The 20,631-nt window shown below is 59.6% G+C and carries 23 protein-coding genes and 1 tRNA gene; 11 read left to right on the forward strand and 13 right to left on the reverse strand.

Annotated features, from left to right (window positions below; all coding sequences use genetic code 11):
* Window positions 1–150 precede the first annotated feature (150 nt).
* Together cysE and trmJ are read right to left on the reverse strand one after the other, a co-directional pair.
* Window positions 151–927 carry a serine O-acetyltransferase gene (gene cysE / locus M5B98_RS10625; protein WP_085709395.1) on the reverse strand — a complete coding sequence of 259 codons (777 nt, stop codon included), beginning with the start codon at window positions 925–927 and terminating at the stop codon, window positions 151–153.
* A 2-nt stretch (window positions 928–929) separates the two neighbouring features.
* On the reverse strand, window positions 930–1,700 hold the full coding sequence (gene trmJ, locus M5B98_RS10630; RefSeq protein WP_007956692.1) for a tRNA (cytosine(32)/uridine(32)-2'-O)-methyltransferase TrmJ: 771 nt from the start codon (window positions 1,698–1,700) through the stop codon (window positions 930–932).
* A gap of 145 nt (window positions 1,701–1,845) precedes the next feature.
* Between trmJ and suhB the strand changes: the two genes are divergently transcribed.
* Window positions 1,846–2,664 carry an inositol-phosphate phosphatase gene (gene suhB, locus M5B98_RS10635; protein ID WP_085709393.1) on the forward strand — a complete coding sequence of 273 codons (819 nt, stop codon included), beginning with the start codon at window positions 1,846–1,848 and terminating at the stop codon, window positions 2,662–2,664.
* A gap of 115 nt (window positions 2,665–2,779) precedes the next feature.
* Here suhB and M5B98_RS10640 read toward each other — a convergent pair whose 3' ends face one another.
* From M5B98_RS10640 to queA, 6 genes are all read right to left on the reverse strand, one after another.
* Window positions 2,780–3,328 carry a glycine zipper 2TM domain-containing protein gene (locus M5B98_RS10640; RefSeq protein ID WP_085709392.1) on the reverse strand — a complete coding sequence of 183 codons (549 nt, stop codon included), beginning with the start codon at window positions 3,326–3,328 and terminating at the stop codon, window positions 2,780–2,782.
* Between the two features lie 120 nt (window positions 3,329–3,448).
* The gene (secF, locus tag M5B98_RS10645) at window positions 3,449–4,363 is read right to left on the reverse strand and encodes a protein translocase subunit SecF (RefSeq protein ID WP_085709391.1); all 915 of its coding nucleotides are present in this window, start codon (window positions 4,361–4,363) and stop codon (window positions 3,449–3,451) included.
* A gap of 9 nt (window positions 4,364–4,372) precedes the next feature.
* Window positions 4,373–6,241 carry a protein translocase subunit SecD gene (gene secD, locus M5B98_RS10650; RefSeq protein WP_248742673.1) on the reverse strand — a complete coding sequence of 623 codons (1,869 nt, stop codon included), beginning with the start codon at window positions 6,239–6,241 and terminating at the stop codon, window positions 4,373–4,375.
* Between the two features lie 64 nt (window positions 6,242–6,305).
* Window positions 6,306–6,641, reverse strand: a complete 336-nt coding sequence (yajC, locus tag M5B98_RS10655; RefSeq protein ID WP_065257675.1) for a preprotein translocase subunit YajC — start codon at window positions 6,639–6,641, stop codon at window positions 6,306–6,308.
* 43 nt (window positions 6,642–6,684) lie between these two features.
* The gene (gene tgt, locus M5B98_RS10660) at window positions 6,685–7,800 is read right to left on the reverse strand and encodes a tRNA guanosine(34) transglycosylase Tgt (protein WP_162803510.1); all 1,116 of its coding nucleotides are present in this window, start codon (window positions 7,798–7,800) and stop codon (window positions 6,685–6,687) included.
* Between the two features lie 14 nt (window positions 7,801–7,814).
* Window positions 7,815–8,879 (reverse strand): tRNA preQ1(34) S-adenosylmethionine ribosyltransferase-isomerase QueA, encoded by a 1,065-nt coding sequence (queA, locus tag M5B98_RS10665; protein ID WP_085709388.1) that lies wholly within the window; start codon window positions 8,877–8,879, stop codon window positions 7,815–7,817.
* Window positions 8,880–8,987: 108 nt separating this feature from the next.
* On the opposite strand from queA, the gene M5B98_RS10670 reads away from it, so the two are divergent.
* A tRNA-Leu gene (locus tag M5B98_RS10670) sits at window positions 8,988–9,072 on the forward strand.
* Window positions 9,073–9,165: 93 nt separating this feature from the next.
* Window positions 9,166–9,495 carry a hypothetical protein gene (locus M5B98_RS10675; protein ID WP_248742674.1) on the forward strand — a complete coding sequence of 110 codons (330 nt, stop codon included), beginning with the start codon at window positions 9,166–9,168 and terminating at the stop codon, window positions 9,493–9,495.
* A 7-nt stretch (window positions 9,496–9,502) separates the two neighbouring features.
* Here M5B98_RS10675 and M5B98_RS10680 read toward each other — a convergent pair whose 3' ends face one another.
* Window positions 9,503–10,249 carry a hypothetical protein gene (locus tag M5B98_RS10680; protein ID WP_248742675.1) on the reverse strand — a complete coding sequence of 249 codons (747 nt, stop codon included), beginning with the start codon at window positions 10,247–10,249 and terminating at the stop codon, window positions 9,503–9,505.
* 121 nt (window positions 10,250–10,370) lie between these two features.
* On the opposite strand from M5B98_RS10680, the gene M5B98_RS10685 reads away from it, so the two are divergent.
* From M5B98_RS10685 to M5B98_RS10710, 6 genes are all read left to right on the forward strand, one after another.
* Window positions 10,371–10,733 (forward strand): hypothetical protein, encoded by a 363-nt coding sequence (locus tag M5B98_RS10685; protein WP_192552323.1) that lies wholly within the window; start codon window positions 10,371–10,373, stop codon window positions 10,731–10,733.
* Window positions 10,734–10,849: 116 nt separating this feature from the next.
* Entirely contained in the window at window positions 10,850–11,593 is a 744-nt protein-coding gene (locus tag M5B98_RS10690; protein WP_248742676.1) for a hypothetical protein, read from the forward strand.
* A 72-nt stretch (window positions 11,594–11,665) separates the two neighbouring features.
* A complete protein-coding gene (locus M5B98_RS10695) occupies window positions 11,666–13,585 on the forward strand; it encodes an alkaline phosphatase D family protein (protein WP_248742677.1) in 1,920 nt (639 codons plus the stop codon).
* A 34-nt stretch (window positions 13,586–13,619) separates the two neighbouring features.
* Complete coding sequence (locus tag M5B98_RS10700) at window positions 13,620–13,988, forward strand: hypothetical protein (RefSeq protein ID WP_114885376.1); 369 nt, start codon at window positions 13,620–13,622, stop codon at window positions 13,986–13,988.
* Between the two features lie 217 nt (window positions 13,989–14,205).
* Window positions 14,206–14,460, forward strand: coding sequence for a type II toxin-antitoxin system prevent-host-death family antitoxin (locus M5B98_RS10705; protein WP_248742678.1), 255 nt, complete (start codon window positions 14,206–14,208; stop codon window positions 14,458–14,460).
* Window positions 14,457–14,711 (forward strand): Txe/YoeB family addiction module toxin, encoded by a 255-nt coding sequence (locus tag M5B98_RS10710; protein WP_114885380.1) that lies wholly within the window; start codon window positions 14,457–14,459, stop codon window positions 14,709–14,711. The genes M5B98_RS10705 and M5B98_RS10710 overlap by 4 nt, the downstream gene beginning before the upstream one ends.
* A gap of 8 nt (window positions 14,712–14,719) precedes the next feature.
* Here the strand turns inward: M5B98_RS10710 and M5B98_RS10715 are convergent, their stop codons facing one another.
* The gene (locus M5B98_RS10715) at window positions 14,720–15,892 is read right to left on the reverse strand and encodes an aspartate aminotransferase family protein (protein WP_248742679.1); all 1,173 of its coding nucleotides are present in this window, start codon (window positions 15,890–15,892) and stop codon (window positions 14,720–14,722) included.
* A gap of 102 nt (window positions 15,893–15,994) precedes the next feature.
* On the opposite strand from M5B98_RS10715, the gene M5B98_RS10720 reads away from it, so the two are divergent.
* Together M5B98_RS10720 and M5B98_RS10725 are read left to right on the forward strand one after the other, a co-directional pair.
* Complete coding sequence (locus M5B98_RS10720; protein ID WP_248739325.1) at window positions 15,995–16,900, forward strand: LysR family transcriptional regulator; 906 nt, start codon at window positions 15,995–15,997, stop codon at window positions 16,898–16,900.
* An 85-nt stretch (window positions 16,901–16,985) separates the two neighbouring features.
* A complete protein-coding gene (locus M5B98_RS10725) occupies window positions 16,986–17,501 on the forward strand; it encodes a DUF6622 family protein (protein ID WP_248742680.1) in 516 nt (171 codons plus the stop codon).
* A gap of 18 nt (window positions 17,502–17,519) precedes the next feature.
* Here M5B98_RS10725 and msrA read toward each other — a convergent pair whose 3' ends face one another.
* The 3 genes from msrA to msrB are packed head-to-tail and all read right to left on the reverse strand — an operon-like array spanning window position 17,520 to window position 20,610.
* Window positions 17,520–18,224, reverse strand: coding sequence for a peptide-methionine (S)-S-oxide reductase MsrA (msrA, locus tag M5B98_RS10730; protein ID WP_248742681.1), 705 nt, complete (start codon window positions 18,222–18,224; stop codon window positions 17,520–17,522).
* A gap of 15 nt (window positions 18,225–18,239) precedes the next feature.
* A complete protein-coding gene (locus M5B98_RS10735; RefSeq protein ID WP_248742682.1) occupies window positions 18,240–20,048 on the reverse strand; it encodes a cytochrome c biogenesis protein DipZ in 1,809 nt (602 codons plus the stop codon).
* Between the two features lie 43 nt (window positions 20,049–20,091).
* On the reverse strand, window positions 20,092–20,610 hold the full coding sequence (gene msrB / locus M5B98_RS10740) for a peptide-methionine (R)-S-oxide reductase MsrB (RefSeq protein ID WP_248742683.1): 519 nt from the start codon (window positions 20,608–20,610) through the stop codon (window positions 20,092–20,094).
* Between the last annotated feature and the right edge of the window lie 21 nt (window positions 20,611–20,631).

The following is a 20,631-nucleotide window of genomic DNA, read 5'->3' on the forward strand; positions in this document are numbered from 1 at the left end:
TCGGAATGGGCGGGAGTATGCAATTCCTGAGCATTTAAGTCAACTATAAGACCTAGTGCTTTAGTCGGGTTTACCCGCAAAAGAGCGCGCGAATGATAGCAGGGTCTGCGGCTTAATGGCACACCGGCCGGCAGCAGCCCTGCAAGCGCATCAATGCGTCGTGGATTCGTCCTTGCCCTTGACGCAGGCGAAGTCTTCTTCGCGCAGCTCTGGCAGATCTTTCGCACAATAATTGCTGCCCAGATCCTTCAACGCCCCGCACATTCCTTCCAGACGGCCATCCACCGCCTGCAGGTGATCGAGCAATTGACCGATGGCACGCGCCACCGGGTCCGGCATATCACCGCTCACACCATAGGCATCGAAACCGATTTTCTCGGCCATCGCTTTGCGCTTGGCATCGGCTTCATCATCGGATTTGACGATGATCCGCCCCGGAATACCTACCACCGTGGCGCCCGGCGGCACCTCTTTGGTCACCACGGCATTGGAGCCGACCTTGGCGCCGGCGCCGACCGTGAACGGACCTAGCACCTTCGCGCCAGCCCCCACTACAACGCCATCACCCAGCGTCGGGTGACGCTTGCCCTTGTTCCAGCTGGTACCGCCAAGGGTCACGCCTTGATAGATGGTGACGTCATCGCCGATTTCTGCGGTTTCGCCAATGACGATGCCCATGCCATGGTCGATGAAGAAGCGTCGACCGACCTTGGCGCCCGGATGTATCTCAATACCGGTCAACCAGCGACCGAAGTTCGACACCAGACGCGCCAGCCATTTCAGATCGTTGCGCCAGAGCATGCCGGCCAGCCGATGAATCCAGATCGCATGCATGCCGGGGTAGCAGGTCAGGACTTCAAAAGCGTTACGCGCCGCCGGGTCTCGGTGGAATACGCTCTGGATATCTTCACGCAAACGCTCGAACATCATTAATCCTTCCGCTTAAGGAGCTCGCCACGGGCCGCTTTCTGGGTTTCCGTGAGGATGCCACGCAAAATATTCATTTCCGCCCGGCTGACCGAGCTGCGTCCGTACAACCGGCGCAGGCGCGCCATCAAGTGCCGAGGCTTTTCCGGATCGAGGAATTCGATGGCCACCAGGGTCTGCTCCAGGTGCTCATAGAATCGCTCCAGCTCATCCATGGTCGCCAGCTCGGCGCTTTTCACGGAGGCCACTTCTTCTTTCTCGATCTTGGTCGGCTGCCCTTGAGCGGCCAGCCAGGCCATGCGCACTTCATAGCTCAACACCTGCACCGCCGCCCCGAGATTCAGCGAGCTGAATTCAGGATCGGAGGGGATGTGCACGTGATAGTGACATCGTTGCAGCTCGTCGTTGGTCAGGCCGGAGTCTTCACGACCGAACACCAGCGCGATTTCCGCGCCCTGCCCGGCCTCCTCGACCACTTTGGTCCCGCACTCGCGCGGATCCAGCAGCGGCCAGGGAATGCGCCGGTCGCGAGCACTGGTGCCGAGCACCAGATTGCAGCCGACCAGGGCGTCTTCCAAGGTGGCGACGACTTGCGCATTTTCAAGGATGTCACCGGCACCCGAGGCACGAGCATCGGCTTCGTGATGCGGAAAGACTCGCGGATCGACCAGCACCAGCCGCGACAAACCCATGTTTTTCATGGCGCGCGCGGTCCCGCCGATATTTCCCGGGTGGCTGGTATTGACCAGGACGACACGAATGTTTTGCAGCACGGCGGGCGCTCTCGGACTGGGGAAAGGGGTGCAAATCTTACAGAACAGCCTACCGTTAAGCTATGAAAGCGAACAGCGACCTTCACCTGAAGAAAAGTTCTGATAGAATGCGCGGCTTTCTTTAACAACCTTAGGTGACACATCCATGCAGCCCATGCTGAATATCGCGCTGCGCGCCGCCCGCAGCGCCAGTGAACTGATCTTCCGCTCCATCGAGCGCCTGGATACCATCAAGGTCGACGAAAAAGACGCCAAGGATTATGTATCCGAGGTCGATCGCGCCGCCGAACAGAAAATCATCGACGCCCTGCGCAAGGCTTACCCGAATCACTCGATCATGGGCGAAGAGACCGGCATGCACGCCGGCAGCGGCATCGAAGGCGAAGAATACCTGTGGATCATCGATCCACTGGACGGCACCACCAACTTCCTGCGCGGCATTCCTCACTTCGCTGTCAGCATTGCCTGCAAATACCGTGGTCGCCTGGAACACGCCGTTGTTCTGGATCCGGTTCGCCAGGAAGAATTCACCGCCAGCCGTGGTCGCGGCGCTCAACTGAACGGTCGTCGTCTGCGTGTCAGCGGTCGTACCAGCCTGGACGGCGCTCTGCTCGGCACCGGTTTCCCGTTCCGTGACGACCAGATGGACAACCTCGACAACTACCTGGGCATGTTCCGCGCCCTGGTTGGCCAGACTGCCGGCATCCGCCGCGCCGGTTCGGCGAGCCTGGACCTGGCTTACGTTGCTGCCGGTCGTTTCGACGCGTTCTGGGAGTCGGGCCTGTCCGAGTGGGACATGGCGGCTGGCGCCCTGCTGATTCAGGAAGCCGGCGGCCTGGTGAGCGACTTCACCGGCGGTCACGACTTCCTTGAAAAAGGCCACGTCGTTGCCGGCAACACCAAATGCTTCAAGGCAGTTCTGACGGCAATCCAGCCGCACCTGCCGGCCTCGCTGAAGCGCTAAGCTTCTCGCGAAACCAGAAAAGCACCCTTCGGGGTGCTTTTTTTATGCCTGCACATTGCCTGGTTCCCGGGCACAAAAAAGCACCCCGAAGGGTGCTTCTTTTTACTACGACCGCTTATTGCCCAGGCTGCGCCTGCGACAGGATCAGCTTGCCTTCCTTGTCGACCGGAATCTGGTTGCCCGGATCACGATCCATCCGCACCTTGCCTTCCTTGCCGTCCAACGAGTAACGGACGTCATAACCTACGACCTTGTCGCTGATGTCATTCACCGTATTACAGCGAGTCTGAGTGGTGGTGTAGGTATCGCGATTCTGCATGCCTTCCTGCACCTTGTTGCCGGCATAACCGCCACCGACCGCGCCAGCTACCGTGGCAATCTTCTTGCCGGTGCCGCCGCCGATCTGGTTACCCAGCAAACCACCTGCCACGGCACCGATGGCGGTACCGAGAATCTGGTGTTGATCCTTGACCGGCGCCTGCCGGGTCACAGCGACATCCTTGCATACTTCACGTGGCGTCTTGATCTGTGTCTTGACCGGTTCAACGGCCAGAACCTGCGCATACTCAGGGCCGCTTTTAACCAGGCTGTAGGTGGCGACAGCGCCCCCGGCAGTCACACCGACAGCACCCAGTACCGCACCAACCAGCAACGACTTGTTCACATGAACCTCCTGACCATCACATGCGGGACGCGCCCGCGCTTCTCCCAGCCTTGGAGCAATAAAAAAGGCGCGAGTTCAACTCGCGCCTTTTTTGACTGACAACCGGGGAAGCGATGGCCGTTATGGACGGTCGTCGACTTCCTTCTCGGTATTGGCCGGCGGAATCAGGTCTTCCGAAGACAGGTTCAGCCAGATCAGCACCACGTTGGCGATGTAGATCGACGAGTAGGTACCCGCCAGAACACCGATGAACAGAGCGATGGAGAAGCCGAACAGGTTGTCGCCACCGAAGAACAGCAGTGCCGCGATCGCAAGCAAGGTGGAGATCGAAGTCGCCATGGTGCGCAGCAGGGTCTGAGTGGTCGAGATGTTGATGTTCTCGATCAGCGAAGCCTTGCGCAGCACGCGGAAGTTCTCACGCACCCGGTCGAACACGACGATGGTGTCGTTCAGCGAGTAACCAATGATCGCCAGTACCGCCGCCAGCACCGTCAGGTCGAAGGTGATCTGGAAGAACGACAGGATACCCACGGTCACGATCACGTCGTGAATCAGCGAAACGATGGCACCGACCGCGAATTTCCACTGAAAGCGGAAAGCCAGGTAGATCAGGATGCCGCCGAGCGCCAGCAGCATGCCGAGGCCGCCCTGGTCGCGCAGTTCTTCACCGACCTGCGGGCCGACGAACTCGACGCGCTTGACCGTCGCCGGGTTTTCACCACCGACCTTCTGCAGCGCTTCCGCCACCTGATGGCCCAGCTGCGGGTCTTCACCCGGCATGCGCACCAGCAGGTCGGTGGTCGCACCGAAGTTCTGCACGACCGCTTCGTGATAACCGGCGGTAACCAGTTGTTCACGCACCTTGGTGACGTCGGCCGGACGCTCGTAGGTCAGCTCGATGAGCGTACCGCCGGTGAAGTCCAGGCCCCAGTTCATGCCCTTGTGGAACACGCTGAACAAGGCCAGCACGGTAAGGAACAATGTGACGCCGAACGCGAAGTTGCGAACGCCCATGAAGTTGATTGTACGTAACATGGCAGCCCCTTAAATCCACAACTTCTTGAAGTCACGACCGCCGAAGATCAGGTTGACCATCGCGCGGGTCACCATGATGGCCGTGAACATCGAGGTAAAGATCCCGAGGGACATGGTCACTGCGAAACCCTTCACCGGGCCGGTGCCCATGGCGAAGAGGATGCCGCCGACCAGCAAGGTGGTCAGGTTGGCGTCGAGAATCGCAGTGAATGCCCGGCCGAAGCCTTCGTTGATTGCACGCTGCACGGTCATGCCGGCGGCGATCTCTTCGCGGATCCGCGAGAAGATCAGCACGTTGGCGTCGACCGCCATACCCATGGTCAACACGATACCGGCGATACCCGGCAGGGTCAGGGTTGCACCCAGCAGCGACATCAGCGCCAGCAGCAGCACCATGTTCACCGCCAGCGCGACGGTGGCGATCAGGCCGAAGAAGCGGTAGATGGCGATGATGAACAGCGAGACGAACAGCATGCCCCACAGCGATGCATCGATACCCTTGGTGATGTTGTCCGCACCCAGGCTCGGGCCGATGGTACGTTCTTCAGCGAAGTACATCGGAGCCGCCAGACCACCGGCACGCAGCAGCAGCGCCAGCTCGGAAGACTCGCCCTGGCCGTTCAGGCCGGTGATACGGAACTGCGCACCCAGCGGCGACTGAATGGTCGCCAGGCTGATGATCTTCTTCTCTTCCTTGAAGGTCTGCACGGCAACGTCTTTCTCGACGCCGTCAACCATCTGCTTGACGTAGGTGGTCACCGGACGCTGTTCGATGAAGATCACCGCCATGCTGCGACCGACGTTGCTGCGGGTCGCGCGGCTCATCAGTTCGCCACCGTGGCCATCCAGACGGATGTTCACTTCAGGTGTGCCGTGCTCGCCAAAACCGGCCTTGGCATCGGTCACCTGGTCACCGGTGATGATCAGGCTACGCTCGATCTGTGCCGGAGGACGCTTGCCTTCGCGGAACTCGAAGGTCTCGGAAGTGGCTTTCGAAGCACCCGGTTCGGCGGCCAGACGGAATTCCAGGTTGGCGGTCTTGCCGAGGATACGCTTGGCTTCGGCAGTGTCCTGCACGCCCGGCAGCTCAACCACGATGCGGTTGGCACCCTGACGCTGGACGATCGGTTCGGCAACACCCAGCTCGTTGACGCGGTTACGTACCGTGGTCAGGTTCTGCTTGATGGAGTATTCACGGATTTCCGCCAGCTTGGCCGGGGTCATCGCCAGACGCAGCACCGGTTGACCGTTGAGGTCGGCCGGAACAATGTCGAAATCGTTGAAATTCTTGCGGATCAGCGCACGGGCCTGTTCGCGGGAGTCAGCATCGCTGAAGCCCAGCTGAATGGCGCCATTGAGCTGCGGCAGACTGCGATAGCGCAGCTTCTCTTTGCGCAGCAGGCTCTTGACGTCGCCTTCGTAGACTTTCAGGCGTGCGTCGAGGGCTTTGTCCATGTCCACTTCCAGCAGGAAGTGCACACCACCGGACAAGTCCAGACCCAGCTTCATCGGGTGCGCAGCCATGTTGCGCAGCCATTGCGGAGTGGTCTGTGCCAGGTTCAGCGCGACGACGTAGTCATCACCCAATGCCTTGCGCACAACGTCTTTGGCCGGCAACTGGTCTTCAGCCTTGGTCAGACGGATCAGGCCGCCCTTGCCGTTGGCTGCCAGGCTCGACGCCTTGACGTTGATCCCGGATTCACGCAGCGCGGTGCTCACGCGGTCCAGGTCGGCCTGGTTGACCTGCAGGGCCGTGCTGGCGCCGCTGATCTGGATGGCCGGGTCATCGGGGTATAGATTCGGAGCGGAATAAATCAGACCGATCGCCAGCACCGCCAGGATCAGAATGTATTTCCACAGAGGATATTTGTTCAGCATCACGCCGCCCGTTATGACGCGGGGCGCCTTGCGCGCCCCGTCGATTGAGTAGAAGTTGTTGCCCTTAGATCGCTTTCAGCGTGCCTTTTGGCAGCGTGGCGGCGATGGCGCCCTTCTGGAACTTCATTTCCACGGTGTCGGAAACTTCCAGAACCACGAAGTCATCGGCCACTTTGGTGATCTTGCCGGCGATACCGCCGGTGGTGACCACTTCGTCGCCCTTCTGCAGGCTGTTCAGCAGGTTCTTCTGCTCTTTGGCGCGCTTGGCCTGTGGACGCCAGATCATCAGGTAGAAGATGACCAGGAAGCCGACCAGGAAAATCCACTCGAAGCCGCCGCCCATAGGCGCTGCAGCCGGTGCAGCCGCGTCAGCCATGGCGTTAGAGATAAAAAAGCTCATTTAGCACTCCAGTTGCAAATGTTGAATCTTGGGGTCAGAAAACTCAGTCCAAAGGCGGAACGGGGAGCCCGCGTTTGGCGTAGAAGGCATCGACAAAGGCGGCCAATGTACCCTGTTGAATAGCCTCGCGCAAACCAGCCATCAGCACCTGATAATGGCGCAAGTTATGGATGGTATTGAGCATGCTTCCCAGCATTTCGCCGCACTTGTCCAGGTGATGCAGATAAGCGCGGGAGAAGTTCTGGCAGGTATAGCAATCGCAGGTCGGATCCAGCGGCGAATCATCATGGCGATGGAACGCGTTACGGATCTTCAGCACGCCTGTATCAATGAACAGATGCCCGTTGCGGGCATTACGGGTTGGCATCACGCAATCGAACATGTCCACACCGCGGCGCACACCCTCAACCAGATCTTCCGGTTTGCCAACGCCCATAAGGTAACGAGGTTTGTCAGCCGGCATCATGCCCGGCAGGTAATCGAGCACCTTGATCATTTCGTGCTTCGGCTCGCCCACCGACAGACCGCCGATGGCCAGGCCATCGAAACCGATCTTGTCCAGGCCTTCCAGCGAGCGCATGCGCAGGTCCTGGTGCATGCCACCCTGAACGATGCCGAACAGCGCCGCCGTGTTGTCGCCATGGGCATTCTTCGAACGCTGGGCCCAGCGCAGCGACAGCTCCATGGACACGCGGGCGACGTCTTCGTCAGCCGGGTACGGGGTGCATTCGTCGAAAATCATCACGATGTCCGAGCCCAGGTCACGCTGGACCTGCATCGACTCTTCCGGGCCCATGAACACTTTCGAGCCGTCGACCGGAGAGGCGAAGGTCACGCCCTCTTCCTTGATCTTGCGCATTGCGCCGAGGCTGAAAACCTGGAAACCGCCGGAGTCGGTCAGGATCGGGCCTTTCCACTGCATGAAATCGTGCAGGTCGCCATGGGCCTTGATCACTTCGGTGCCCGGACGCAGCCACAGGTGGAAGGTGTTGCCCAGAATGATTTCCGCGCCAATCGCCTCGATATCACGCGGCAACATGCCCTTGACCGTGCCGTAGGTGCCCACCGGCATGAAGGCCGGGGTCTCGACGGTGCCACGGGGGAAGGTCAGGCGACCACGACGGGCCTTGCCATCGGTGGCCAGGAGTTCAAAGGACATGCGACATTCGCGACTCATTCTGTTTCCTCTGGGCCTGTCTGTTCAGGGGCAGTCGGTGCGGGATTACGGGTGATGAACATCGCATCACCGTAGCTGAAAAAGCGGTAACCGTTGTCCACGGCGGCCTTATAGGCGGCCATGGTTTCCGGGTAACCGGCAAACGCCGAAACCAGCATCAACAGCGTGGATTCGGGCAAATGGAAATTGGTCACCAGGGCATCGACCACATGGAACGGCCGGCCCGGGTAGATAAAGATGTCGGTGTCGCCGCTGAACGGCTTGAGCACGCCGTCGCGGGCGGCGCTTTCCAGCGAACGCACGCTGGTGGTGCCCACGGCGATAACCCGACCACCGCGTGCGCGGCAAGCGGCAACGGCATCGACCACATCCTGGCCGACTTCCAGCCACTCGGTGTGCATGTGGTGGTCTTCGATCTTCTCGACGCGCACTGGCTGGAAGGTACCGGCGCCAACGTGCAGGGTGACGAATGCAGTCTCGACGCCCTTGGCGGCAATCGCTTCCATCAGCGTCTGGTCGAAGTGCAGCCCGGCGGTCGGTGCAGCCACCGCGCCCAGCTTCTCGGCGTAAACGGTCTGATAACGCTCGCGATCCGAACCTTCGTCCGGGCGATCTATATAAGGAGGCAGCGGCATGTGCCCGACGCGGTCGAGCAACGGCAGCACTTCCTCAGAGAAACCCAGCTCGAACAGCGCGTCATGACGCGCCAGCATCTCGGCCTCGCCACCACCGTCGATAAGGATCTTCGAACCCGGTTTCGGCGACTTGCTGGAGCGCACATGGGCCAGCACGCGGTGCGTATCGAGCACCCGCTCGATGAGGATTTCCAGCTTGCCGCCGGAGGCTTTCTGCCCGAACAGCCGCGCCGGAATCACCCGGGTATTGTTGAACACCATCAGATCGCCCGGGCGCAAATGCTCAAGCAGATCAGTGAATTGACGGTGTGCCAGGGCGCCGCTGACCCCATCCAGGGTCAACAGGCGGCTACCGCGACGCTCGGCCAAAGGGTGGCGGGCGATCAGCGAATCAGGAAGCTCGAAGGTAAAGTCAGCAACGCGCATGATGGGGTTCGTCTAGCAGGGCCGGAAAGTCTAGCGGAAATATCGAAAATTGACCATGAAACGTGATTGACCAACGGTAGGCACCTCTCTATACTTCGCCGCCATTGAGCCCTGATGGCGGAATTGGTAGACGCGGCGGATTCAAAATCCGTTTTCGAAAGGAGTGGGAGTTCGAGTCTCCCTCGGGGCACCAAAATTAGAAAAGGTCTTGCTTTGCAAGGCCTTTTTTTTCGCCTGCCGGAAAGTGCCGCTGGCCGACCGGCGAGATCTCACACAGGTTCACCCCATGGAAACGTCACTGGAAACAGTCGCCCTTTTCTCCCTGAAACTCGCGTACGAGGAAGAAGGCCTGAGCCCGATTCTGCGGGATGACATGGTCATGGGCGACTATCAGAAAGACGTGTTCGAGCTGCTGGTACGCCGGGAAGATGTCGAAACCATTCAGTTCAAGATGAACGAATGCCTGGGCCTGGCGATGGATGCCCTGGGCGGTATCGAAAAACCGTTGGGGCGTGAATTGAACAGGTTGTCGGTTGATTTCGGCCAGGCACGATCGGTGGCGCAGATGGATGCACCACTCCTTGCCCTTAAAAGCTACCTGAAAGACATCCTGTAATTCGTCATCAGCGCAGCGCTTTCACGACACGGATATCTGTGGGAAAGCCATCCAGGCCGACCAGTTTCTTCCATCCCACGTACTGGAACGTCCCGCGTTCATCGATGTAATCGCCCTTCTCCACGGACCTGCCTCCTAGCACCGCCACACGTTTTTCCTCGCCGCACCCGCCATCCGATGGTCTGACGGTATAGATCACATACGGTTTCACATACTGCGTGGCACGGAAGTGTCGGCCACAGACTGCATCGACGGTGATCATCATGGTCTTGAGGCGAGCTTCGCCATCCATGTCTTCATGCAGTTTCAGGAATGAGAGCTCACCCACATCGCTGAATCCCAGAGAGCGGGCGCGCTTGTACTCGGGGGAGTTCTCGTGAGCGATCCGGCCTTCCTGAACGGCACGTTCGTTTTGCGCGGCATAATCAGCCTTGCCTTGGGCGATCATCGATTCGGCTTGCGCGATGGTGCTGTCGCACTGAGCGTACTCGCGGGAATAGAAATATTCGGGCGTCAGGTTCGGGCGGCGCTCATCGAGAGTTCGCAGGTTCTCTTCCAGGGCAAACATGATGTCGAAAGCAGTGTTGCGACCGCTCTGCACACCAGCCATTTTTTCCTGCATTCGCTGACAGTTGGCGCTGTAGTACTGCCAACTGGCCTGTGGAGCTTCTGTCCAGGCTGCGAACACCGGGGTTACCGCGAAAACGAGTGTGATCGCGCCGAACAGACGCGAGGCATTGAAGGCGGCAAACATAGGTAATCCATTACAGGAGAGAAGTGGCGCGACGCTACTATTTTGATATCTTCTCGTCCACTGCTGACGAGCGCATCAACAGCACCTCACTCCAAAAAATCGCATTCAAGGAACGAACCGCATGTATGCCTTGTTTTACTTCTTCGCCTGGGCCGCCATGTGGGTTTGGGTCGTGAAGACGCGTGGCAACTGGAATCTGCTTTTGGCCAATCTGGCAGGCGCCGCCAGCGGTTTCCTGGTGGCGCTGGCCATCTCGATTGTATGTTCCGGCCTTTTCCCCTCAGCCGTCCCTCCGTCCTCCGCAAATTTGCTCCGCGACCTGCTGGAGGTGATGACAACCGCCGGGGCGATTGCGGGAGTCTGGATGTGGATGCTCCGCCGCCCTCAACCCGAACAACCGGTGGCCCGTCACCTGCTCGCAGGCCTGTGCGGACTGACTGCCGGCGTCACGACGCTAATGTTTTTCGTACTCAACTTTCGCTGACAACGCTTACGTCACTGGTATCACGCTTCTATTTTGATATCTTGCCGTCCATCTTCAGCGTTCATCGTCGGGGCGACGCTGATTTCCGGTTTTTGCAGGTTTAAGGAAAGGATCGAATGGAGTTTCTGCGTTTTCTGGCATTTGTCGCGGCCTGGGGTTTCATGTGGCGCTGGGTGGTGAAAAACCGCGGCAGCTGGCATCTGTTTTACGGCAATCTGGTCGGAGCGGCGGGCGGTTTTATTGTGGCGATGGTGGTGCTGTCGATCACGCTTTCACTGTTCCCGTCAGCCCATCACTACGAAGCCGAGCAGACTGAAAACGTTGTGACACGGGAAGCAGAGCCAACCTCGTTGCTGCCGGAAGCCGAGTCAGCTGCAAGCCCCACTGCGCTGAAAACCGCGCCAGTGTTTGCCGCTATCGAGCCAGACGACAAACCCTCGCCCCCGGACTCAGCCTTGCTGCCGAACTACGCCAGTCGGGCGCCGAAAACCATGTCGGTGCAAACCGTGATTGACCAGAGTGACGACCAGGGGCGCAAAGCCCTGACAGCCCTGAGCAAAAAACTGCGCAACGACGCGCAGGGTGACAAGTCGATGCTTGCGTACGTCATGTGCAGCCCGTTCGTGACCAGTACCTTGCGCTTCCCCGCGTCTGCACGGTTTGCCGATAGCAAAAGCATCGCACCGCAACGCTTCAAGAATCAGATCTACACCTTCAGCAACACCGTCACCGCGCGGAACATGAACGGCGACGACGTCACTTACCGTTTCGACTGCTCCGTGCAGGAACAGCCAAGAGTCGACGCGACACCTGCCGAATGGCGCCTGTTGGCGCTGAAGCTGCAAAAGTCGGACTCTTAAGCCTCGCTTAAGGGTTGAAAGCACGGGCTGAGCTATCATCGCCAGCCTGTGCGACCTGAGTTCTGCCCTCCGATGTCTCGAATGTCTGCTGACCTGACTCCGCTGCCTCCTGTACTGGCCGGCCCGCTGTTGCGACGGCTGGAACCTGCACGCATCGTGCTTTGGCTGGTCGGCAGCCGCGAGTTGTCGCTGACCTTGCGCCTGCAAGGCGCAGGAGACATTCCACTGGATGCCGGGAAATGCACGGTCATTCCTGTAGGCACTCATGCATTCATTCACCTGATAGACGTCACGCTCGACAGCCCGCTGCCTTTTGACACACAGGTCGATTACGACTTGCTGATCGATGGCCAGCATCCCATCGCCGACTGGGCGCCGAATCTGCTGTATGGCAGCGCCATGTGCCCGAACCTTGTAGTGCGTTCACGGATCGATCAACTGCTCCACGGCTCGTGCCGCAAACCGCATCACCCGGCGGCTGACGGCCTGCTCTGCGTCGATCAACTGCTCGCGGCTGAAACCGAGCCGCAACAGCGCCCTGCCCTGCTGATGATGAGCGGCGATCAGATTTACGCCGATGACGTTGCCGGTCCGATGTTGCGGGCGATTCATGCCTTGATCGAGCGACTCGGCCTGTTTGGTGAGCAACTCGAAGGCGCCGTGGTCAGCGACAGCGCCCGACTCTACGAACACCCGGCCAGTTATTACCACCGTGCAGATTTGTTACCGGCACTTGAGAGCAACGAGACTTTGCGCGAGCGTTTTTTCGGCGGTGCGCGCAAGCCGATTTTCACCAGCAGCAGCGCCGACAACCATCTGGTGACGTTTGCCGAAGTCATGGCCATGTACCTGTTGGTGTGGTCGCCAACACCATGGACGCTGATCGATCCACAAGTTCCGAACCTGACGCCCGAACGCCGCCAGCGCTACGCACTGGAACAGACCCGGATCGATACCTTCAAGGCAGGCCTGGGCAATGTCGCCCGGGCGCTGGCGCACTTGCCGAGCCTGATGATCTTCGACGATCACGACATCACCGATGACTGGAACCTGTCAGCGCAGTGGGAAGAAACCGCCTATGGTCATCCGTTCTCCAGACGCATCATCGGCAATGCGCTGATCGCTTATATGTTGTGTCAGGGCTGGGGCAACAACCCGGATGCATTCAGCAGGTTATTGGAGACAACCCGACGACTGAGTGACAGCGGTGATGACTGCTATCTCGACGCGTCGGTGCAGGACGATCTGATTGATGAACTGCTGCGCTTTCAGCATTGGCATTTCGTACTGCCCACCAGCCCGGCCATGGTGGTGCTCGACACCCGCACCCGCCGCTGGCGCAGCGAGATGGCGCTCAAGCAACCTTCCGGTCTGCTGGACTGGGAGGCCCTTTGCGAACTGCAGCAGGAACTGCTCGATCATCCGTCGGCGATCATCGTCTCGCCGGCACCGATCTTCGGTGTGAAGCTGATCGAAACCGTACAGAAAGTTTTCAGCTGGTGCGGCTATCCCCTGCTGGTGGACGCGGAAAACTGGATGGCCCATCGCGGCGCGGCCCAGGTGATCCTGAATATTTTCCGACACACCCGTACACCCGGCAGTTACGTGGTGCTGTCAGGGGATGTGCATTATTCCTTCGTCTACGAAGTACTTATCCGACACCGTAAGGCCGGTCCGCGCATCTGGCAGATCACCAGCAGCGGCATCAAGAACGAATTCCCGCCCACCCTGCTCGAATGGTTCGACCGCCTCAATCGCTGGCTCTACTCACCTCGCTCGCCGCTGAACTGGCTGACCAAACGCCGACGCATGCGCATCGTGCCGTACGTTCCCGAGCATGCCGAAGCGGGTGAACGGCTATGGAATTCGGCGGGGATCGGCCAGGTTTTTTTCAATGAGCAAGGACAGCCCCGGGACATCATTCAGCACAACTCGAACGGCGCGCCGAAGACCCGGATGCTGGCGCCGGATCTGACGGATTATCCTGATTAGGATCTTACCTTTTTTCTGATGGAAAGTTGCTCGGATGACATTACTGAAAAAGCTTCGAATCACTCGCGACAGCGTGCATGCCGGCGATGATTGCGACGCGCCACATCAACGCTGGTTGACTCGATCAGAAAGCGAATCGCTCGATAGTGTCATGCAATCCATTTTGAGCGACGCCTATTTGCCACAAATCTTTGGTGGCAAAGCATCGTGGATCGTTTGCGGTCCTGGTGCACTGGCCGTCGTCGCACAACAATGGAAAGCGCCACACTTTCTGGTCGACGCCCAGACAGCAATAGCCGATTTTGATGAGCTGACATTCGTTTACTGGTGTCAGGTAGATCCCGACAAACTCATCAAATGCCTGCAGACAGGGTTGCCGTTGCCTGACAAGTACGGTCAATAAGTCTTACGCGGGTAACGTCAGATTCGAATTCTCAACGACCGCTGGATGGCTTACCCATCGGAATGAGATTACAGAGGTCCAGGAAACGTCTCGATGAGACTTCAGTGATACTTACTCAACCGCAGATAGTCTCTCTGCACGACAACCACTGGTAGGTATTGCCTTGTCATCATGTACTCATTTCTGTACGTTCTTTGCATCAAGCGAGGACTACAACATGCACACCATCAACTACACCACGGCCCGGGCTCACTTGGCGGAAACCATGGACCGCGTGAACGAAGATCGCGCCCCACTGCTGGTCACCCGCCAAAAAGGTGAACCTGTTGTCATGATGTCTCTGGCTGAATACAACGCGATGGAAGAAACGGCATATCTGCTGCGTTCTCCAGCCAACGCAGAGCGCTTGATCAAATCGATTGGCGAAATGCGTGCAGGAAAAGCCAAGGCCAGGCAACTGATCGAAGAATGAAAATCGAGTTCACGCCAACCGGGTGGGAAGACTACTTATGGTTTCAGCAGAACGATAAGGCCGGTCTCAAACGCATCAATCTGTTGATCAAAGCGATCCAACGACAACCCTTCGAAGGACTCGGCAAACCCGAGCCGCTCAAGCACAACATGAGCGGCTTCTGGTCCCGACGGATAACTGCCGAACATCGTTTGGTCTATGCAATTGAAGACGGTGAAGTCTGCGTCATCACGTGCAGATATCACTACTGAACAAGAGATCAGTCCCGTTCCAGTACGCGCCCTATCCCCCTCACAATCATCCCCACCTCCCGCTCATCAATCGTCAGCGGCGGCAGCAACCGGATCGTCTTGCCGCGGGTGACGTTGATCAGCAGCCCGTGATCCCGCGCGGCAATCAGGGTCAGGTCGCGGATCGGCTGTTTCAGTTCGATACCGATCATCAACCCCTGCCCACGAATTGCCAGCACATTCGGGTTGTCCGCCAGTTCCGACCGCAGGCGGCTGAGCAAACGCTCGCCTTGTACCCGGGCATTCTCCAGCAGGCCCTGTTCTTCGATGATGTCGAGCACGGTGCAACCCACCCGGCAGGCCAGCGGATTGCCGCCGAAGGTGCTGCCATGGCTGCCCGGCGTAAACAGTTCCGCCGCCCGGCCCCGTGCCAGACAGGCACCGATCGGCACGCCGTTACCCAGGCCTTTGGCGAGGGTCATGACGTCGGGGACGATGCCTTCATGCTGAAACGCAAACCACCGCCCGGTGCGACCGATGCCGGTCTGGATCTCGTCGAGCATCAACAGCCAGGCGTGGCGATTGCAGAGTTCGCGCAGCGCTTTCAGGTAACCCGGCGGCGCGATTTGCACGCCGCTTTCGCCCTGGATCGGCTCCACCAGAATCGCCACGATCCGCTCGCCATGTTGCTGCTGCACCTGCTCCAGAGCTTCGAGATCGCCAAATGGCACTTTGACGAAATCCCCCGGCAACTCGTTGAATCCCAGGCGCACCGCCGGGCCATCGCTGGCTGACAAAGTGCCCAGAGTGCGGCCATGAAACGCATTGGCCATGACCACCACCAGCGGCGGCTCAATCCCCTTGCGCCAGCCATGCAGGCGCGCCAGTTTCAGCGCGGTTTCGTTGGCCTCGGCGCCGGAGTTGTTGAAGAACGCCCGCTCCATCCCCGACAACTGCGTCAGTTTGAGCGCCAGTTGCTGCTGCCAGTCGATGCTGTAGAGGTTGGAGGTGTGCAACAGCAATCCCGCCTGCTCGCTGATCGCCGAAACAATCCGCGGATGCGAGTGGCCGACATTGGTCACCGCTACACCCGCGACGGCATCGAGGTATTCACGACCGGCCTGATCCCACAGACGGGTGCCCAGGCCTTTGGTGAAACTCAAAGCCAGCGGTTGGTACGTGTTCATCAGGGCGGCGGTCATGACTTCAAACTCCAGTGAAGGTCGGTGTGTTTGCAGTATGGTTAGCCACCAGAGCTGGATAAACTCCGCAAAACTTCAATCATTTATAAGCAGGACTTGATAATGGATCTGTTCCAGTCGATGAGCGTCTACGTCAAGGTCGTGGAAAGCGGCAGCATGACGGCCGCCGCCCTGCAGTGCGAAATGTCCACGACCATGGTCGGCAATCACCTGCGGGCACTGGAGCAGCGCCTCGGCGTACAACTGCTGCAACGCACCACACGGCGTCAGCGGCTGACCGAATTCGGCACGGTCTATTACCAGCGCTGTCTGGAAGTGCTGGGGCTGGTGCAAGACTCCGAACGACTCGCCGAGCAAACCCTGGATGAACCGCGCGGCCTGTTGCGCATCACCGCGCCACTGACCTTCGGTGTTGAACGCCTGGCTCCGGCGCTCAGCGAATTTTCCCTGCAGTACCCGCAAGTCAGAATGGATGTCGTGCTGACCAACAGTCGCCCGGATCTGCTGGAGAGTGGTCTCGATGTGGCGTTCCGCCTCGGCCATTTCGAGCAATCGAACCTGATCGCCCGCCCCCTGATCGACTACACCCTGACCGTGTGTGCATCTCCGGATTACGTGGCCCGGCGCGGCATGCCCCTGACACCTGAAGACCTGCAACAGCACGATTGCCTGTCGTTCGCCTACCCCGCCGGCGATGACTGGCAATCGGTGGAAAAGCGCTGGCGCCTGAGCGGCCCTGACGGTGAAATCATGGTCGATGTCAGTGGGCCGATGCTGATGAACACCTCCGCCGGTTTGCATCAGGCGGCGCGTACCGGCATGGGCATCGTGATGCTGCCCGATGCACTGGTGGAGCAGGACCTGCGCGACGGCAAACTCGTCGCAGTGATGCCCGACTACCAGCCACCGAGCCGTCCTTTGCATCTGCTTTATGCACAGGATCGTTATCGGCTGCCGAAGCTTCGGCGCTTCGTCGAGTTTGCGATGCGGACATGGGGGAAAAGCTGATCAGCCCGGGTTCAACAAAAAGCCGACGGTTGCAGCGACCACGACTATTATCCACCTTCCTCTTTTCCAGCATGGATGCTGCGCGATGCTCACGATTCTGCAAAACACTCCGATTCGGGCCTATGTGTTTTTTCTGCTTGTGGTTTATTTCGGCATCAAGGCTTTTTCTCCCCGCCGTGAAAGCCGTCTCTCGATGCTCATCACACCGCCTGCGTTTCTGGCGTGGTCGTTGTACTCCGTGAACTTGACGATCGACCCGGTCCTGTTCCTTGGCAGTTGGTTTGGCGCGCTGTTGCTGGGCAGTCTCTCGGCCTGGCTGGTGTTTTCCCGCAAGGGCGTGGCACTCGACGATACCGCGACGGGGTTGATCATGCCGGGCACCGTGAAAATCCTGATCATGTTCCTGATGTTCTTTTTCGCGAACTATTACTTCGGCTATCAGGATGCGGTAAATCCGCAGCTGGCCGCTTCCCCCGACATGCTGCTGCTCAAGTCCACGGTATCGGGGTTCATGTGCGGCCTGATCAGCACCCGTTCGCTGAAACTCTACTGGACACTGCGAGCCCTCGCCGCTCGACAGTCGCCAGTGACCGCACAATAACCATTGCATAACCGTTGATCACGACCCGTTTTTCACCAGCACCGGTTTCTCCTGATAACGCTCGGCGAACAGCTGCTTCAACTGTGCCACTTTCGGCAGGTCGTTGATCACGATGTACGGATAGGTCGGGTGTTCGGTGAGGAAGTCCTGGTGATAGTCCTCCGCCGGATAGAAGCCGTTATAGGTTTCCAGTCGGGTCACGATGGGTTTGCTGTAGGCATGCGCCGCATCAAGCTGGGCGATATAGGCCTGCGCGACGCGTTGCTGATCGGCATTGACCGGGAACAGCGCCGAGCGATATTGCGTGCCGCTGTCCGGCCCCTGACGGTTGAGCTCGGTCGGGTTGTGGGCCACCGAGAAGTAAATCTGCAACAGGCTGCCGTAGCTGACCTGGGTCGGGTCGAAGGTGACTTGTACCGACTCGGCATGGCCCGTATCGCCCTCGCTGACCCGTTCATATTCCGCCGTGTTGGCCGAGCCGCCAGCGTATCCGGAGACGGCTTTCTGCACACCTTTGACGTGCTGGAAAACACCCTGCACACCCCAGAAACAGCCGCCGGCGAAGACTGCCGTCTCACTGTGCGCCAGGGTGCTCTCATCAAGAGCTGGCGGAGGAATCGCCACGCCTTCCTCGGCGCCGAAGGAAAACGCCGAGCACTGTCCGATCACTCCGGCCGCCGCGACGCCCAACAACAGACGACGCCAGACAATTCGAGTTTTCATGTCACGCACTCCTGATCAGCCGAAGGTAAAGGCGTAGGCCGACACGCCCGGATCTAGAAACTCGATGCTGAAGGTTCGGTCCTTCACCCCATCGGTTTGCCGCACCAATTGATACAAGCGCTGTTCGGTGACCCGACCGCTGCCGTCAGGCGCCACGTCGACACCGTGGGCATCGCCCGGCGCCTGACCGTCGATGGTCACTTTGAAGCGCACCGGTTTGCCGTCCGTTCCCGGCCCCAGCACCAGATGCAGATCGCGGGCATGGAAGCGGTAAACGATACGGCTGGCCGGCGCATTTGCGGTGGCGCGCTCGGCACCGACTGCCCATTGCCCGCCCAGACTCCAGTCATTCAGAGCCAGGTTCGTCGGCGCCGTGTAAGCCGCCACCTTGTCAGGCACAAGGCTGGTTTCCGGTACGAAATGTTCCGCACGCTGGTAGCCGACGTAGGTTTCCGGCGACAGCACCTGATTCATGTCCGGCGCCAGCTGCACGCCTTGGGCATCGGCATTGATCAAACCGTCGGCGACGGTTTTCGCACCGGCTTCACGCAACAGTTGCTGGATGACGCGTTCCGATTCGGCGTAGTCTCCTTCGCCAAAGTGGTGGTAACGAATGCGCCCCTGGGCGTCGGCAAAGTAATGTGCCGGCCAGTATTCATTGTTGAAAGCGCGCCAGATCCTGTAGTCGTTATCGATGGCCACCGGGTAGTTGATGCCCAGTTCCTTCATGGCTTTGGTGACGTTGCCTACATCACGTTCGAAGGCAAATTCCGGGGCATGCACGCCGATCACCACCAGGCCCTGATCCTTGTACTTCTCGGCCCAGGCTTTGACGTAAGGCAAGGTGCGCAGGCAGTTGATGCAGGAGTAGGTCCAGAAATCCACCAGCACCACTTTGCCCTTCAATGCCTGAGCATCAAGCGGCGCGGAGTTGAGCCATTGCACCGCGCCATCGAGCGGCGGCAACTGACCTTCGACCGGCAGCGAAACCGGTGCCTTGGCGGCCATTTTCATCGCACCGCCAGCAGCCATCATGCTGCCGTTTGCCGCGTCATCCGCTGCGGGAATCTGCGCCATCATTGTGCCGTTGCCCTGAGGGGATTTCCCCGACAGTTTGCCGACCAGTGCCTGCTCCAGACCTCCGGTGGATGCGGTCGACACCCGCGCCAGAATCCCGGTATCGAGGCCCAGCGCGATGGCGGCCACACCGGCCAGCATCGCAGCACCGAGCCCGCGGCGGATCCACTCGCCAGTTCCGATCGAGCGCTTCATCAGCGCGAAAACCTTACCGCCCAGCAGCAGCGCCGCAGCCAGCGACGTAGCCGCGCCCGCCGCGTAAGCGAGCAACAACAGCGTGGTGGCGATGCTTGCTCCTTGCAGCGCGGCACCGGTCAGAATCAAGCCGAGGATGGGCCCGGCGCACGGTGCCCAGAGCAGCCCGGTGGCGACACCGATCAGAAACGGCGCGCCGGGACGCGGACGATTGTCCTGGCCGGCGGCCTCCGACAGGCGACTGCCGGCGGACACCAGCGGCCGGGTCAGACGCTCGGCCAGACGCGGCAGCAGCAAGGTCAGCCCGAACAGTGCAACGAACAGCAACGCGAGCCAGCGACCGTACTGATTGACTTGCACCACCCAACCGCCGCCCACCGCCGCCAGTGTCGCGACGAGGGCGAAGGTCAGTGCCATCCCGGCCAACAGCGGCAAGCCACTCTTGATAAACGGCTGCCCGGCGCGAGCGAAGACAAAAGGCAGAACCGGCAGGATGCACGGGCTGACGATCGTCAGCACACCGCCGAGATAAGCGAGAACCAAGAGCCACATGGTGTCGTCCTGTAGAGAGTGAAGATTGCAGGCGGGCCACGACTCAAACCGCCACGGGTTTAAAAGTCATGGCCAGGCCGTTCATGCAGTAGCGCAGACCGGTGGGTTTGGGCCCGTCGTCGAACACATGGCCGAGGTGACCGCCGCAACGTCGGCAGTGAACTTCCTCCCGAGTCATGCCGAAGGACCGATCCTGACGGGTGGCCACGGCGTGTTCCAGCGGCGCCCAGAAACTCGGCCAGCCGGTGCGGCTGTCGAACTTGGTGTCCGACGAAAACAGCGTCAGATCGCACCCGGCACAGGCAAAAGTGCCGGTCCGATGCTCGTTGTTCAGGGGACTGCTGTAGGCCCGTTCCGTGCCTTCCTTGCGCAGCACGTCGAATTGCTCGTCGGTGAGCAGCGCATGCCATTCACTGTCGCTGTGGGTCACTTCGAACGCTTCGTCGGCAAACGCCTCGCCGACCAGCGCCGAGCCCGTGGATAACTTTGGCAATACACCCGCCAGCAATGCTGCAAGCCCCAGCCCGCCGCCCGTTGCCAGAATCTGTCGCCGTGAAAACATGGCCGTCTCCCAAAATTCCAG

This window comes from Pseudomonas sp. MWU12-3088 (assembly GCF_023242405.1).
In the GTDB taxonomy this organism is placed as follows: domain Bacteria; phylum Pseudomonadota; class Gammaproteobacteria; order Pseudomonadales; family Pseudomonadaceae; genus Aquipseudomonas; species Aquipseudomonas kribbensis.